Genomic DNA, 15,249 nt, shown 5'->3' with positions numbered 1-15,249 from the left:
CTGAACCAGAGAAGCCAGAAATCCGTGCCAGAGCATATACGCGCGCTTATCGTCGTGCTTGTGGTGAGCAGTCTGGTGTGGTTGTCGGTACGTCCGGCGATAGTGCAGATTGTTTCCCCGCAGACTTTTGCACGCTGGCGCGTGCTTTGGTATGTCACCACGTTTGCATGGTTTCTGGCACACAGTTTCTGGATCTACGTCGGCATCATGATCATGGTGCTGCTGGTGGCAGGCAGACGAGAAGCACACGTGTTTGGTTTGTATCTGCTATTGCTTCTGGCTGCGCCGCCTGCTGCGGCCCCAATACCAGGACTGGGCATCCTCGATCACTTCTTCGAGCTCAACCACTATCGATTGCTCGCACTTGCCCTGCTGCTTCCCTGTGCGTGGCGCCTGGCATTGCGTGGCTCGACCATCCGGTACTTTCAGTCACCAGTCGATTGGCTGGTCTTGGCCTATTTGCTGGTAAATGCAGTACTCGCCTTTCGCGGTGGTAACTTCACCGCTGATACTCGGGCAGCCCTCATGCTCTGGATTGATCTCTTCCTTCCTTACTACGTGGCAAGTCGAAGTATTCAGAACACTGATGGACTCCGCCATGCGCTAGCTGGACTTGTGCTGGGCGGTCTGGTGCTATCGGTGCTTGCTGCTGTTGAAGTCCTGCGCAGTTGGAGACTCTACGATGCCGCAACTATGGCATTGGGGCTGAACCCATTTTCCTACTACAAGATGAGGGGGGGGTTTGTTCGACCAAGCGCGACGATTGGCGAGTCTATAACCTTGGGGTATGTGATCGTTGTGGCATCAGGGGCATATCTTTACCTGCAAAGATGCATCGTAGAACGCAGGAATCGACGATTGGGTTGGTTGCTGTTGTCATTAGGGGTGCTCGCGTCTTTGGCTAGAGCTCCTTGGGTGGGTGCTTTACTTCTGTTGTTTGTCTTCGTAATTGTCGGCCCCCACCCCATAAAACGCATGGTGCAAGGTGGGGTCATCTCGATTTGCATATTTTTCGCCTTGTCACTCGTCCCAATGGGGCAGCAGTTTATCAGCCTGCTCCCATTTGTTGGCGATGAGGAACAAGGTAATGTCGACTATCGTGCGAGCCTATTGACGGTTGCCATTCCGGTGGTTGAACGAAATCTCCTGTTCGGGTCATCAGATTTTCTGAATGCCCCAGAGCTTCAGGTGATGCGACAGGGTGAAGGAATCATTGACGTAGTCAACAGTTATCTAGGGGTGGCGCTATATGCTGGGCTTGTTGGTCTTTTCCTATTTGCGGGCATGTTTATCTCAGCACTTGTGTCGATACGGCGAGGCAAGCGTTGGGCCCTTGAGAACAATGACACCGACGGTCTTGTTCTGGGGCGAGCCATGTTTGCCACGGTTGTCGCCGTAATATTCATCATTTTTACCATGAGCAGCATTCTTGCAGTGCCCATCATCTACTTCTGCATCATTGGTATTTCATGTGCCTATTTTCTGATGCAGCGCAGCCACCACAGAGAGAAGCAAAAGAGCCAGTCGGTTTGACATCTGGCAGCTGCCAGCAGCTTGGCGACGTGCTCGGCTTTCGAGTCATTCGTTTCCGTGTGTGAGCTGGCCCGAGGCAGGCTGATCACTGATCCACACGCAGTCGCTTCATCCCTCGGCGCAATACTGCACCGAGAAACGGAGCCACTTCAGCTCTATCCCATGCCCATGAACATGAACATGAACATGAACATGAACATGAACAAATCATATGTCTAATTCGTGTATCTCCTCACACCTGCACGAAAGTGCTTGGATTAACATCAATATCAACGGAATAAATTTTGTCAACGCTGCGACGGATTAACTAGGAATCGTTGAGCATGCCCCATCTGCGGGCCCCAACTTTCCGTGTGTGAATAGTACAATGCCTTTCAAGCTCACATTTATGGCTAGCTGCAGCCACGTTTTTTCTATCATTACTTGCAGAGTTTTCGGTGCGCTCTTTGGATTTGTGGTGATACGCAAAATCAATAACCAAGCGCGGCGTGCAAGGAGTAGAGAGTGAAGAAATTTGCCCATAGAGATGAAACAATGGTGCCCAGTTTGGGGAGCAGAGCGAGAGTTGGCACTATTTGGCTTATCGGAGGATTCGGGCTTGGCCAAATATTGCGGCTAAGCTCCAACATCGCATTGGCTGCTATTCTATTCGAAGAAGCGTTTGCCCTCATGGCGATCGTTAGTGCTGTTATGGCGGGATTGGCAATGTTCTCCGACATTGGATTGCGGATCAATGTCGTACAGCATGCCCGAGGCGATGAGCCCAATTTCCTGAATACTGCATGGACTTTGCAGGTGATACGCGGCTTCCTCCTGTTCCTGATTGCCGTGATGCTGAGTTGGCCACTCTCACAAATGTACGGCGCCAATGATCCAAAAGCATACGAACTCCTTTTTTTGATTCCTATCGTGGCCTCGACGTGCCTAATTGATGGATTCCAGTCGGCGAAAATACTTTCGGCTACCCGGCATCTGAAGATTAAAGAAGTTGCAAAAATCGAGTTTATCGTTAGCCCAGTTCATATGGCGGTGATGCTTTTTTTGGCATGGTATATGAAATCAGCATATGCACTGGCTATCGCGTCAGTAATCTCAGCTAGCTTACATACTGCATTGAGCTATCTAATGCTTGACGGGCCCAAGTCTAAGCTACGTTTGGAACGGGGTACTGTGAAGGAGATCCTCTCATTTGGCAAATGGATCTTTATTAGCACAATATTCACATTTCTAGCCTTGCAGATGGATCGACTGGTATTGGCTGGAATGTTCAGCTTGGTTGAGGTCGGGGTGTATTCCATTGCAGCCAGTCTCGCCGTGATTGTTCCAACTTTGGCAGGCAGTTTGCAGACAAACGTATTATTTCCCTGGTACTCACGCAAGCTCTCCGAGGGAATGCCTATGTCGACAGCATTTTCCCGTACTAGGCTAGCGATGATGACTCTATCAAGCTTTCTCTGCACGTTGCTATTCGCGGGGGCTGCTAGTTTTTTTGATCTTGCCTACGACAAACGCTACTCTATGGGCGGTGTGCTCCTGCCAATACTTGCGTGCGGCGCTTGGTTCAGTTGCTTGGAGGCGATGTACGGAGCGACTTTTTTTGCTACAGGAAGGCCGAAGTGGGTGGCTACGGCCAATGCAAGTAAGGTCGCCTCGTTTGCGCTTTTGCTGGTATTGTTGTCACACTTCAAATTTAACATTGTTGTCGCGGCTATGTTTCTATCAGCAAGTGAGTTCTTGCGATGGCTCGTCTGCCATGGTTTGGGGCGACGTCTAGGTTTGCACAATACTTGGTCGGAGGTAGGGATGTTGTTTTTCTTCTTGTCGGTTTCCATGATAGGCTGGTGGTTGGCTGAACGTGCACCCTTTGTCTCAGACCTTGGTGCATTCTGGCGCTTGGCCGTGCTGGGTATAGTGATTACCTTACTATTTGCCCCTCTTTTTCATCGATATGTTCTTCCTTTAGTCAAGCAGAGATAACCTCCAGAATGACTAACAAAAGCAGTTGTGAACAAGATCAGGGGTCGCATACACTTGGGTCTCTTTGGCTGGCTCGACTTGTATGCCGTTTAAAGGCTCCCGTCGCAAGTCGCTTCAATGGCGCCGTGTCATATCAGGTGCGCTGGACGCACCAAGATCGAGTATGGAAATTTTGTGGGCACGCAACGTCTGCCCGTTACCTAGGGAAGGTCTGCAAAACCTCACGCCCTTGAACTGGCCAGCGGCGTGAACTGAGGAGAAGATAGGGGCATGAACCAAATCACGCTGGGGCTGGACCCCCTCCACAAGAAGACGCGCAAGGAAGTGTTTCTTGAAGAGATGAACAAGGTCGTGCCGTGGCAGGTCTTGGTCGCGCTCATCCAGCCGCACGCCCGTGGAGCACACCAGGCGCTCGGTGGGCGCCCGCCGTTTGCAGTGGAGACCATGCTCCGCATCCACTGCCTGAAGCTGTGGTGGAACCTGAGCGATCCGGCGATGGAAGAAGAGCTGCACGAGCGCCCCTTGTACCGCCGCTTCGTTGGCCTGGACGGCGCAGCGCGCCTGCCTGATGAGAGCACCATCCTGCGCTTTCGCCACCTGCTGGAGAAACACCAGCTCGCCCCTCAGGTGCTGGCCACCATCAATGCCGGGCTGGCCCATCAAGGCATGTTGCTCAAGACCGGCACCGTTGTGGACGCCGCCATTATTGCCGCGCCCAGCTCGACCAAGAACAGCAGCGGCGAGCGCGACCCCGAGATGCACCAGACCAAGAAGGGCAACCAGTGGCACTTCGGCATGAAGGCGCACATCGGCGTAGATGCCGACTCGGGCCTGGTGCACACGGTCATCGGCACGGCAGCCAACGTCAACGACGTGACGCAAGCCAGCGCGCTGGTGCACGGAGAAGAGAGCGATGTGTTTGCTGACGCGGGCTACCAGGGCGTGAGCAAGCGAGAAGTGACGCAAGACATTGATGCGAACTGGCATGTAGCCATGCGCCCGAGCAAACGCAAGGCCCTGGACAGGAGCACGCCGATGGGCGCGGTCATGGACAAGCTCGAACATGTGAAGACCAGCATCCGCGCCAAGGTGGAGCACCCGTTCCGTGTCATCAAGCGCCAGTTCGGGCATGTGAAGGTGCGCTACCGCGGCTTGGCCAAATACACGGCGCAGTTGCACACGCTGTTTGCGCTCTCCAATCTGTGGATGGTTCGCCAAACGCTTTTGAGAGAGGCCCGGGGATGAATGCGCCCGCAGCGGCCCAAGGGGTCGGTAGATGGTCGCAAATCGACCTTCGAATGGCCGAAATCGCACTGCGGTTGCCGCCATCTGAAACATCGCGCATCAGCACTCGCCGCTGCGGGTGTTGTGAAGACCTTCCCTAGGCTTTTATTCTCTGTGTTGGATTCGCCGCATCTTTTTGAAAATTAGAACAGCCTCAATTGATCTGATCTACCTTCGCAACCTGAAAGCGATATTTGGCGAGTCCATGATATGAGTAAGACCTTCAAATCAAAAGTATTCTTGGCTAACCAGGAGATCCATGAGGAATGGGAGCGATACTATCTAAATCCTCGTCTTGAAAGTTTTTATGAGGGGGCATTCGCGCATATCGTAGCAACTATCGGCGCAAAAAAGGGCGATGCAATCCTTGACGCTGGGTGTGGCTACTGTTTTCACGCAGCCAGGTTTGTTCGACACGGGCTTGAAGTAACAGGAGTAGATTTTTCGCCTGCAGCTCTTTCAGCGGCAAAAGCGAATCTTGGAAAGCTAGGACTTTCTATGAAACTTCAAGAGGGGAATCTACTAGCCCTTCCGTTTGAGGATGAGGCTTTTCCTTTCGTTAGCTGCTGGGGTGTTCTCATGCACATTCCAGAGGTAGAGGCAGCACTTGGGGAGTTGGTTCGAGTCCTCAAGCCGAATGGCCGGATCTCCATAATGGAAAATAGCGATAATTCGCTGCACGTAAGGTTCTGGGAACCTCTATTAATTGGCATTAAGAAACTCACGGGTAGGCGAACTCCCCGTCGTGACATTCGATCGCAGGGCCTCGAAGAATGGCGGGAGGAGGGGCTATTAATCCGAAAAACGAATATAGATTGGCTTGTGTCTTTCATGGAGGGTAAGGGTATGCGATTAGTCGACCACGCTACTGGTCAATTTTCTGAAATTTACACGACAGTTCCTAGCAGTTTGGCCAAAAACGTTGTGTATTCATTTAATAATTGGTGGTTCAAGCGGCGCGGTTCACCAAGATTAGCATTGGGTCAAATTCTTGTTTTCGAAAAAAACACGGGGTTGGGATCGTCTGCAGTATGACCTGCCCGGTTTCTTCGGACCAGTAATTTCTAGGAAGATGGCTCCCAACCCGCGAGGAGCCCATGAGAAAGAGCCGATTCACCGAAGAGCAGATGGTCACCGTGCTGCGCGAAGCAGACAAGACCAGCGTGGCCGAGGCCGCCAAGAAGCACAAGGTCAGCGAACCCACCATCTATGCCTGGCGCAAGCACTTCAGTCAGATGGAAGCTGCCGATGTCAAACGACTGAAGGCCCTGGAGATCGAGAACGGCAGGCTCAAGAAGCTGTTGGCCGAGCGTGATCTGGACATCGAGGTCCTCAAGGAGATCAACGCAAAAAAGTGGTGAGCCCGCAGGCCCGACGCGAACAGGTCGAGCTCGCTTGCGAGCGGGGCCTGTCAGAGCGGCGGGCCTGCGGGCTCATCGGCCTGGCCCGCTCCAGCCTGAGCTACACGCTGCGCCTGCCAGTCAAGGACGCTCCTGTCATTGCTGCGATGAAATTGCTGTCTGCGCAGTACCCGCGCTACGGCTACCGGCGCATCCGCATCTTCCTGCGCCGCCAGGGCCTGGAGCTGAGCTGGTCGCGCACGCACCGCATCTGGCGCCAGGCTGGCCTGCTTTTGCCCAAGAAGCGCCCACGAAGACGCATCGCCAGCAACCGGCCCAGGGCCTACACACCCTTCAAGGCCAACGCCGTGTGGGCGTACGACTTCGTGTTCGACACCACCGCCGAAGGCCAGCAGATCAAGTGCCTGACTGTCATCGACGAATACACGCGCGAGTGCCTGGCAATCGACGTGGCCGGCTCCATCCGCTCACGCCGCGTGGTGGAGGTGCTCGCACGGTTGGTCAGCATCCACGGCGCTCCGCTGTTCATGCGCTCGGACAACGGACCGGAGTTCGTCAGCCACGCCATCCTCGAATGGATCTCCCAGGCTGGCATCGCAACCGCCCTGAGCGATCCTGGCAAGCCTTGGCAGAACGGGGCCGACGAAAGCTTCAATGGCAAGCTGCGCGACGAGTGTCTGTCGCTGGAGTGGTTCAGGTCCCGAAAGGAGGCCGCAGTGGTTATTGAAGCCTGGCGGCACCACTACAACACGGTGCGTCCCCACAGTAGCCTGGACTACCTCACACCCCACGAATTCAAGCAGCACAATCAACCTATTCCCAACCGGGCCGTCTTACAGGAATGAATGGCTCGAAAAAGCCGGGCAGGTCAGACTGTCGGATCGCTCAGGCGAGAAGTGCCCTATATAGTTGCGTTCCCCAAGATAGTGATCGATCTAAGAACTGCGAACGTTGCGCGAGCGCAGCATCCGAAAGGGCGCGCAGCGAATCATTATTACTTGCGAGGGCCCTTAGAACTTCCGTCAAAGCGGCTACGTCATTGGCAGGAAAAACTTCACAAGCACCATTTAGAAGATCTTTGGCCGGTACGATTGATGACACTACGGAGGGTACGCCGTGTACGCCAGCCTCGATTACTACGAGCGCCAGCCCCTCGCCTGACTCCAATCGCGTTGGACAAATCAGCAAATCGCTCGTGTCCAGCAGAGCATGTACTGCGTTAGCATCCAAAAGCCCGTGAAAACGGATCCGATTTGGGGCGTGCGCTCGGGATATCGCGGCACGCACTTGTTCATTCGCCGAACCAGTTCCCGCAATGTCAAGACTAAGACCCGGAAAAATATCGGCAATAGCGCTGAAAGCTTCAATCAGGTCAAGGACACCTTTGTTCGCTTCTATCCGTCCCAAATAAAGAAGCCTGTTGCAGTGGCTGCGTGGCAACGCTTGTGGGAAGAATCCGGGCAAGATCTGCGGTGTCTCGACAAACATTCGGCTATGTTCACACCCCAAGGCAACGATCTGATTCGCGCACTCCTGCGAGGTGCAGACAGCCGAGCGAACACGTCGCAACGCGCGCGCAAGTCGCCACAGTCTCGCCCGCTTAACGAGGCCGGAGGGCCGTGTACCCATCGGCCAATAGACATTGTGAGCGGTCAGAATAATCCGCGATGCGCGGGGTAATTGCGAGATCAGTGCGGCCGGCGCATCGGTCCCCACAACGATAGCGTCGGCTGGCCAAGCTGACAACGCTTCTAGGACATTGCGAGTAAATGTTGCCTCATCAAGATGGTAAGCCAGACCTCCTCGACCGCGCGGGTGAGGCGTGTAAACGAAACGAAATCGTGCTTCTTTGTCGATTTCAGGTTGACGACTCTGTTCAACCAGCATCAATGCCTCTGCGTCGAGCGCCTCGATCAACGAGTAAAACATGGCCGAGTAGGCAATTACGGGGGTGCGCGGGTCGTGTCTTCCTTGGGCCCAGTGTTCGAAAGTTCCGACAGCATCACCGGGGCCGCAAATATACGCTATCCGAACTCGGGTGTGGCTCTGCAATCCAAGTGCTACTCTTGCGATTGTTGGCGCGTTGTCAGGTAACACAACGCAATCCTTGACGAGGGCTTCATTTGACATTGGCGATTCCTACATTCAGCGAGTCGGGGCTGTGCGATGCGCCTTTCGAAACGCTTCGAACGCATGAGAAGTTAGTCAGATAACGATTGAGACGCTCAATCGCGCGTGTTAAGTATCGTACTGGAGTTTGATTGCTACCTGAACCGCCCCGGGTCTGAACTGACCCCCAGAAGTTCGACGGTCGCGATCCCGCCAATCAGGCAGTGTTTCTCAGCCGGTACTCCACCGGTGACCCTGTACCCGATTCAGTACCGCTCGAAAGTAGAGATTTCCGGCTCCTTTGATATCGCCGTTGCTGGCTGCAGCCAGCAACGGCGGGCGAATTCGGCGGGGGTGGCCCAGTCTAGCGCGGAGTGGGGTCGGCTCTCGTTGTAGTACCGCCGCCATGCCTCGATCTTGCCCCGCGCGTCGTCCAATGACATGAACCAAGTGGCGTTGAGACACTCCTGCCGCAGGCGCCCGTTGAAGCTCTCGACGTTGGCGTTGTCGGTTGGCTTGCCCGGGCGGCTGAAGTCGAGTTCGACACCGCGCTCGTAGGCCCACTTGTCCATCACCTTGGAGATGAACTCGCTGCCGTTGTCTGACTTGATCGTGCACGGCAGTCCTCTCGCCTCTGTGATGGCAGTGAGCACACGCGCTACGTCCTCCCCCTTGAGGCTTTGCCCGACATCGATGGCCAGGCACTCGCGCGTGAACAGATCGACCACCGTGAGCATGCGCAGCTTGCGGCCATCGAACAAGGCATCGGCCACGAAGTCCATGCTCCAGATCTGATTGATCGCGTGCGCGAGCTGCTTGGGCTGCCTGCGCTGCACGGCCTTGTTGCGCCTGGGGCGTTTCAGGCGCAACGATAGGCCCTCCTCGCGATAGAGGCGGTAGACGCGTTTGACGTTATCCATGTGGCCCTCCCGGCGCAGCATCACGTGCACCCGGCGGTAGCCGTAGTGCACTCGCGTGTCGGTGATCTCCTTGATGCGCGACTTCAGCAATCCCTCGTCCTTGCGCTGAGAGACGTACAGGTAGGTCGAGGCTGACATGCGCACCACCCGCAGCGCCTGGCGCTGGCTGCAGCCAAAGCGCTGCATCAACTCGGGCACCAACTCGCGTCGCTGGGAGGGCCTCAGGCCTTTTTTGCGACTACCGCCTGCAGCATCGCCTTGTCCAGGCTCAGATCGGCCACGATCTGCTTGAGCTTGCGGTTCTCCTCCTCGAGCTGGCGCAACCGGCGCAGCTCGGACGGGCCGACGCCGCCATAGCGCTTCTTCCAGACATAGAAGGTCGCATCGCTGATGCCCATCTTGCGACAGACATCTTCAACACGCGTACCCAGCTCGGCTTGTTTGAGGGCAAAGGCAATTTGCTCCTCGGTGAACTTGCTTTTCTTCACGACATGCTCCTGCCCACTTGGGGCGTTCATCATGCCGGGCCTCTCTGTAACAGAACGGTTCGAAATCCTGGGACAGGGTCACATATGAAAACGCCACCGCTTTGCAGAACCATGTAAGCGACCTTGAGGATCGGCTGTCGCATTCCTTGCGGTCGGAAAAGGACGCACGGCACGAGCAAGTAGAGGAAGTCAAGAGGCTGATGAAGGCGGCAACCGTTGGCTCGCCGATGGTCGCGCTGCTAGGTCTGTACTGGATCGGCCCGGGGTTGGTCATGGCCACCGTTCCGCAGGAATTGCTCTGCTGGTGCATGAATCCGTAGAGGCCGACCAGGCGTCAATCTTTCTTGGCGTCGTCGCGACGCTTTTCCCGGCGCTGCTTGGCCGCAACGAGTCGCGCTGGCTCGGAGTACAAGCGATCCAATAGCTCGAAGCAGAAGTCCTGCAGATCTTGGGCGTCCTGCTTGGTGACGTTGCCACGATGTGCGCCATCGTTGCCATCCTCACGTACGCAATCCGAAAGCTCGCGAAGCTCTCTCGGGAGGTGGCCGCCATCGAACATCCATCCCAACCTCAACCCAAGGTCACGCCGTACGCGCTGCGGCGGCGAGTCCGGGGATTCTGCGGGTGGAAGTCGTGGAACGGTAGCTAGATCGAGCGCAAGTCGAAACATCGCGGCCGCAGCGTTGTTGCAGCCCGTCGCCACACACTTGGCGGCCTCTTCGAAAGCAATGCGAACCTGATCTGGCAGATCCGCGGGAGGAGGGGTGGCCAGACGGTCCTTTTGAGAGATGAAACCATCTACCTTGAACGCGTGGTTGAGAGAAATGCTGCGCTGCCAAAATCCGGCGACCTCAATCTCTTTTCGGAAGTTGTAGTCGTCCAGAGACAGGATGAAGATCGTCGCCTTTAAGCAGGCCCGACACACACAGAACACCTCATGGATCGTTTGCCAGTTGTAACGCTCTTCTATGAAGTTTTGAGCCCGGAAGTCGAAGGTGATATTTTGGGCGTTGCACCTCGGGCAGTTCGTCACTAGCTCAGACATAGCGCACTCCACTTTGTGGGTCGAAATGTGGGTAGACAAGAAAAACGGGCCAGAAGGCCCGTGTTTTCTACTGTCGTGGCGGAGAGGGCGGGATTCGAACCCGCGGTGGGGATTAGCCCACACACGCTTTCCAGGCGTGCGACTTAAACCACTCATCCACCTCTCCGCGAAGCCTGCGATTGTATCAGGCGCAACCGGCCTTATGCGGCGCGCTTGCCATCCGCCGCTTTGTGCCAGGCATGCTTCTCGAGCACTTCCAGCGACACGTATTCAAGCGTGGCGGCGTTGGTGCATTCGAGCACCACGGGCGGCGCAGCTTCGGCGGCCAGGGCTTCGAGCCAGCGCTGAACGCAGAGGCACCAGCGATCCCCTGGCTTGAGTCCGGCAAAACGGAATTCAGGTCTCGGTGTGCTGAGATCGTTCCCGCGCTCGCGCGAGAAGTCGAGAAATGCCGCGGTGACGCGCGCGCAGACGACGTGGGTTCCCTGATCGTCCGGGCCTGTCTCGCAGCAGCCGTCCCGATAGAAACCGGTGAGCGGGTCGTAGGAACAGGGCAGCAGCTTGCCACCCAACACGTTTCGCGAGGTGGTCATGTCCGACTCAGGCAGGGGCGGTTCAAACCGACTTGCCGGTACCGACCATCTTCATGGCGGAGGCAATGAGCGCCGACACTTCCGTCATGTTGCTCGGAACGATCAGCGTGGTCGTGGCGTCTGCGGCTACCTTGCTGTAGGCATCCACAGCCTTCTCTGCCACCTTGAGCTGCACGGCTTCCTGGCCACCGGGTTGGCGAATGGCTTCGGCCACTTTGCGGATGGCTTCTGCGGTGGCTTCGGCCACGGCCAGGATGGCCGAGGCTTCACCCTGGGCGTTGTTGATCTCGGCCTGCTTCTCACCTTCAGAGCGAGCAATGAAAGCCTCGCGCTCACCAGTGGCAATGTTGATCTGCTCCTGGCGCCGGCCTTCAGACGCTGCGATCAACGCGCGCTTTTCGCGTTCGGCAGTGATCTGCGCCTGCATGGCAAGCAGGATTTCCTTGGGCGGCGTGAGGTCCTTGATTTCGTAGCGCAGCACCTTCACGCCCCAGTTGAGCGCCGCCTCGTCGATGGCATGGACCACCTGCGCATTGATGATGTCGCGTTCTTCAAATGTCTTGTCGAGTTCCAGTTTGCCGATGACGGAACGCAGCGAGGTCTGGGCGAGCTGGGTGACGGCGACGATGTAGTTGGACGAGCCGTAGCTCGCGCGCATGGGGTCGGTCACCTGGAAGTAGAGGATGCCGTCGACCTGCAACTGGGTGTTGTCGCGCGTGATGCAGACCTGACTCGGCACGTCGAGCGGGATTTCCTTCAGGCTGTGCTTGTAGGCCACCTTGTCGATGAAGGGGACGAGAAAATTCAGACCCGGGGCGAGCGAAGAGTGGTACTTGCCCAGCCGCTCGACCACCCACGCGTTCTGCTGAGGCACCACCTTGACGGATCTGGCGATGAAGATGGCGGCAATGATGACAAGAAGAATGGCAATTTCCATGATGGCGCGGTTCTATTGAGAGGTTTCAGGGTTCGGATCAATGTGATGCGATGAGATGCGGAGGGGGCTAGACCTTGTCCACGAGCAGGCGGTTGCCCACGAGTTCGGCCACGCGGTAAGTGCCGGGGGTTGGGGCATTTCCAGGGCGCTGGATGACCGTCCATTGTGCGCCCCGATACTTGACGCTCGCGGTGCCGTCGCTGTTCCACTCATCGATCTGAAGCGTTTCGCCCACGTCCAGATTGACGCTGCGCATGGATCGAACCGATGGGTCGCCATCGCCGCGCTTCTTGACGAAGTACCAGCCCACCACGGCAGCCGAACCAACCACCGCCGCAACGATCAGCTGCACGGTGGTGCCAGCACCTGCGTGGGCCGCGAGCGCTGCCGCCACCATGCCCAAGGCGAGCATGAGCAGGTAAAACGTGCCGGTGAAGAGTTCGAGCGCCACGGCAGACCCCGCCAGCAGCCACCACAAGGTTGATTCCGCCATTCAGGCACCTTTCTTTTGTTGTCTTCGATTGAGGAGCCGGGCCTTCCGTCAGCGGTCCGCCCTCCACGGCGGGTGCTATTGTCTGGCCAGCGCCACATTCTGCGACAAAAAGACGGGCGTCCAACGCTTGGCGCCACACGTTTTCCGTACACTTCGCGCCTGTTTTGCCGTCATCGGGTTTCCACCCCTTGGTTTCTTTCTTTCCGGTGGCCGTGGGTTGCGGCTGGAGATCTGCATGAAATTCCGTTTTCCCATCGTCATCATCGACGAGGACTTCCGCTCCGAGAACACCTCGGGCCTCGGCATCCGTGCACTCGCGCAGGCCATCGAGACAGAAGGGTTCGAAATTGTCGGCGTGACGAGTTACGGAGACATGAGTCAGTTCGCGCAGCAGCAAAGTCGTGCCAGTGCCTTCATTCTCTCCATTGACGACGAAGAGTTCAGCCACGGCGAAGACACCGATCCCGTGGTGCTCAACCTGCGCAACTTCATTGATGAGGTGCGTCGCAAGAACGCCGACGTGCCGATCTATATCTACGGCGAGACCAAGACCAGCCGTCACTTGCCGAACGACATCCTGCGCGAGCTGCACGGGTTCATTCACATGTTCGAGGACACGCCCGAGTTCGTGGCGCGCCACATCATCCGTGAGGCCAAGAGTTATCTCGAAGGCATCCAGCCGCCGTTCTTCAAGGCCTTGCTGGACTACGCCGAAGATGGGTCCTATTCGTGGCACTGCCCGGGGCACTCGGGCGGTGTGGCCTTTCTCAAGAGCCCGGTGGGGCAGATGTTTCACCAGTTCTTCGGTGAGAACATGCTGCGTGCCGACGTGTGCAATGCGGTCGAAGAACTCGGGCAATTGCTGGATCACAACGGTGCCATCGGGGCCAGTGAGCGAAATGCGGCGCGCATCTTCAACGCCGACCACTGCTTCTTCGTCACCAATGGCACGAGCACCAGCAACAAGATGGTGTGGCACCACACGGTGGCACCAGGCGACGTGGTGGTGGTCGACCGCAACTGCCACAAGTCCATCCTGCACAGCATCATCATGACGGGCGCCATCCCCGTCTTCCTGAAGCCCACGCGCAATCACTACGGCATCATCGGCCCCATTCCCCAGAGCGAGTTCGAGATCGAGGCCATTCAGTCCAAGATTCGGGCCAACCCGTTGCTGGCCGGGGTGGACGCCAAGGCGGTGAAGCCTCGCGTGCTCACCCTCACGCAGTCCACCTACGACGGTGTGCTCTACAACACCGAGGCCATCAAGCAGATGCTCGACGGCTTTGTGGCCAATCTGCACTTCGACGAAGCCTGGCTGCCGCACGCGGCCTTCCATCCGTTTTATGGCAACTTCCACGCCATGGGCAAGAAGCGCGCGCGGCCGTTGGAATCGGTGGTGTATTCAACTCAGTCCATCCACAAACTGCTCGCCGGCATCAGCCAGGCCAGCCATGTGCTGGTGCAGGATTCGCAGAACGTCAAGCTCGATCGCCACCTCTTCAATGAGGCTTACTTGATGCACACCAGCACCAGCCCGCAGTACGCCATCATCGCCAGCTGCGATGTTGCTGCGGCCATGATGGAGCCGCCCGGTGGTCGCGCGCTGGTGGAAGAGAGCATCTTCGAGGCGCTCGATTTCCGCCGCGCCATGCGCAAGATAGATGCCGAGTTTGGCGACGACGACTGGTGGTTCAAGGTGTGGGGGCCAGAAGATCTGGCCGAGGAGGGCATGGGGAGCACCAGCGACTGGATGCTCAACCCGCCGGAAGCCTCTGATGGCAAGGACTGGCACGGCTTTGGTGACATGGCCCCAGGCTTCAACATGCTGGATCCGATCAAGGCAACCATCGTCACACCGGGCCTGAATCTGGATGGTCGCTTTGAGCCAGAGGGCATCCCGGCTTCCATCGTCACCAAATTCCTGGCTGAGCACGGTGTGGTGGTGGAGAAAACCGGGCTCTACAGCTTCTTCATCATGTTCACCATCGGCATCACCAAGGGCCGCTGGAACACCCTGCTCACCGCGCTGCAGCAGTTCAAGGACGACTACGCCAAGAACCAGCCGATGTGGCGCATCTTGCCCGAGTTCTGCCAGAAGCACCCACGCTATGAACAGATGGGTCTGCGCGATCTGTGCCAGCACGTGCACGCGCTTTACGCCCGCTACGACATTGCGCGCCTGACCACCGAGATGTACCTGAGTGATCTCACGCCGGCGATGAAGCCGAGCGATGCGTTCGCGCACATTGCGCAGCGCACCACCGAGCGCGTGCCGATCGATGCGCTCGAAGGTCGCATCACCACCAGCCTGGTCACACCGTATCCACCCGGCATTCCGCTTCTGATTCCTGGCGAGGTGTTCAACAAGAAGATCGTGGACTACCTCAAGTTCGCGCGCGAATTTAACGTGCAATGCCCGGGCTTCGAGACCGATATCCACGGCCTGGTGGAGGTGGTGGACGTGGACGGGCGCAAGACCTACTTCGCCGACTGCGTGAGGGCTTGA

General features: G+C 57.0%; 12 protein-coding genes and 1 tRNA gene. 6 read left to right on the top strand and 7 right to left on the bottom strand.

The genetic code is table 11. The annotated features are described in order from the left end of the window. The first annotated feature begins 63 nt into the window (after nt 1-63). From CAP37_RS08370 to CAP37_RS08350, 5 genes are all read left to right on the top strand, one after another. Complete coding sequence (locus CAP37_RS08370) at nt 64-1,533, top strand: O-antigen ligase (RefSeq protein ID WP_143435906.1); 1,470 nt, start codon at nt 64-66, stop codon at nt 1,531-1,533. Between the two features lie 504 nt (nt 1,534-2,037). Continuing rightward, nucleotides 2,038-3,510, top strand: a complete 1,473-nt coding sequence (locus CAP37_RS08365) for an oligosaccharide flippase family protein (RefSeq protein ID WP_143435905.1) — start codon at nt 2,038-2,040, stop codon at nt 3,508-3,510. A 270-nt stretch (nt 3,511-3,780) separates the two neighbouring features. Continuing rightward, entirely contained in the window at nt 3,781-4,755 is a 975-nt protein-coding gene (locus CAP37_RS08360; protein WP_086123756.1) for an IS5 family transposase, read from the top strand. Between the two features lie 249 nt (nt 4,756-5,004). After that, nucleotides 5,005-5,829, top strand: a complete 825-nt coding sequence (locus CAP37_RS08355) for a class I SAM-dependent methyltransferase (RefSeq protein ID WP_086123755.1) — start codon at nt 5,005-5,007, stop codon at nt 5,827-5,829. Between the two features lie 62 nt (nt 5,830-5,891). Then, nucleotides 5,892-7,000 (top strand): IS3 family transposase gene (locus CAP37_RS08350; protein ID WP_373271063.1). Its coding sequence is split into 2 segments (ribosomal slippage): nt 5,892-6,141 and nt 6,141-7,000, totalling 1,110 coding nucleotides; the frame shifts between segments, so codons are not numbered across the junction. Between the two features lie 40 nt (nt 7,001-7,040). Here CAP37_RS08350 and CAP37_RS08345 read toward each other — a convergent pair. From CAP37_RS08345 to CAP37_RS08310, 7 genes are all read right to left on the bottom strand, one after another. After that, nucleotides 7,041-8,285: a glycosyltransferase family 4 protein gene (locus CAP37_RS08345; protein ID WP_086123754.1), complete on the bottom strand. Its 1,245-nt coding sequence runs from the start codon at nt 8,283-8,285 to the stop codon at nt 7,041-7,043. 245 nt (nt 8,286-8,530) lie between these two features. Continuing rightward, a protein-coding gene (locus tag CAP37_RS08340; protein WP_143435903.1) for an IS3 family transposase occupies nt 8,531-9,672 on the bottom strand; the annotation gives its coding sequence in 2 pieces (ribosomal slippage) (nt 8,531-9,423 and nt 9,423-9,672; 1,143 coding nt in all). Nucleotides 9,673-10,006: 334 nt separating this feature from the next. Beyond that, nucleotides 10,007-10,717, bottom strand: coding sequence for a DUF4145 domain-containing protein (locus tag CAP37_RS08330; RefSeq protein WP_086123752.1), 711 nt, complete (start codon nt 10,715-10,717; stop codon nt 10,007-10,009). Between the two features lie 76 nt (nt 10,718-10,793). Beyond that, nucleotides 10,794-10,883, bottom strand: a tRNA-Ser gene (locus CAP37_RS08325). Between the two features lie 34 nt (nt 10,884-10,917). Continuing rightward, nucleotides 10,918-11,310 (bottom strand): DUF2237 family protein, encoded by a 393-nt coding sequence (locus CAP37_RS08320; protein ID WP_086123751.1) that lies wholly within the window; start codon nt 11,308-11,310, stop codon nt 10,918-10,920. Between the two features lie 22 nt (nt 11,311-11,332). Then, nucleotides 11,333-12,247: an SPFH domain-containing protein gene (locus CAP37_RS08315; RefSeq protein ID WP_086123750.1), complete on the bottom strand. Its 915-nt coding sequence runs from the start codon at nt 12,245-12,247 to the stop codon at nt 11,333-11,335. A gap of 67 nt (nt 12,248-12,314) precedes the next feature. Continuing rightward, the gene (locus CAP37_RS08310; RefSeq protein WP_086123749.1) at nt 12,315-12,740 is read right to left on the bottom strand and encodes an NfeD family protein; all 426 of its coding nucleotides are present in this window, start codon (nt 12,738-12,740) and stop codon (nt 12,315-12,317) included. A gap of 235 nt (nt 12,741-12,975) precedes the next feature. Between CAP37_RS08310 and CAP37_RS08305 the strand changes: the two genes are divergently transcribed. Beyond that, the gene (locus CAP37_RS08305; protein ID WP_086123748.1) at nt 12,976-15,249 is read left to right on the top strand and encodes an arginine/lysine/ornithine decarboxylase; all 2,274 of its coding nucleotides are present in this window, start codon (nt 12,976-12,978) and stop codon (nt 15,247-15,249) included.

Origin of the sequence: Hydrogenophaga sp. IBVHS1, assembly GCF_002127265.1 — a bacterium.
Classification (GTDB): Bacteria; Pseudomonadota; Gammaproteobacteria; order Burkholderiales; family Burkholderiaceae_C; genus Hydrogenophaga.
This window is presented reverse-complemented; position numbering and strand designations above follow the sequence as displayed.

Excerpts from the sequence above, each read along its gene's own strand:
- CAP37_RS08360 (WP_086123756.1), top strand. The coding sequence starts at position 3,781 with ATGAACCAAATCACGCTGGGGCTGGACCCCCTCCACAAGAAGACGCGC.
- CAP37_RS08355 (WP_086123755.1), top strand. The coding sequence starts at position 5,005 with ATGAGTAAGACCTTCAAATCAAAAGTATTCTTGGCTAACCAGGAGATC.
- CAP37_RS08345 (WP_086123754.1), bottom strand. The coding sequence starts at position 8,285 with ATGTCAAATGAAGCCCTCGTCAAGGATTGCGTTGTGTTACCTGACAAC.
- CAP37_RS08330 (WP_086123752.1), bottom strand. The coding sequence starts at position 10,717 with ATGTCTGAGCTAGTGACGAACTGCCCGAGGTGCAACGCCCAAAATATC.
- CAP37_RS08320 (WP_086123751.1), bottom strand. The coding sequence starts at position 11,310 with ATGACCACCTCGCGAAACGTGTTGGGTGGCAAGCTGCTGCCCTGTTCC.
- CAP37_RS08315 (WP_086123750.1), bottom strand. The coding sequence starts at position 12,247 with ATGGAAATTGCCATTCTTCTTGTCATCATTGCCGCCATCTTCATCGCC.
- CAP37_RS08310 (WP_086123749.1), bottom strand. The coding sequence starts at position 12,740 with ATGGCGGAATCAACCTTGTGGTGGCTGCTGGCGGGGTCTGCCGTGGCG.
- CAP37_RS08305 (WP_086123748.1), top strand. The coding sequence starts at position 12,976 with ATGAAATTCCGTTTTCCCATCGTCATCATCGACGAGGACTTCCGCTCC.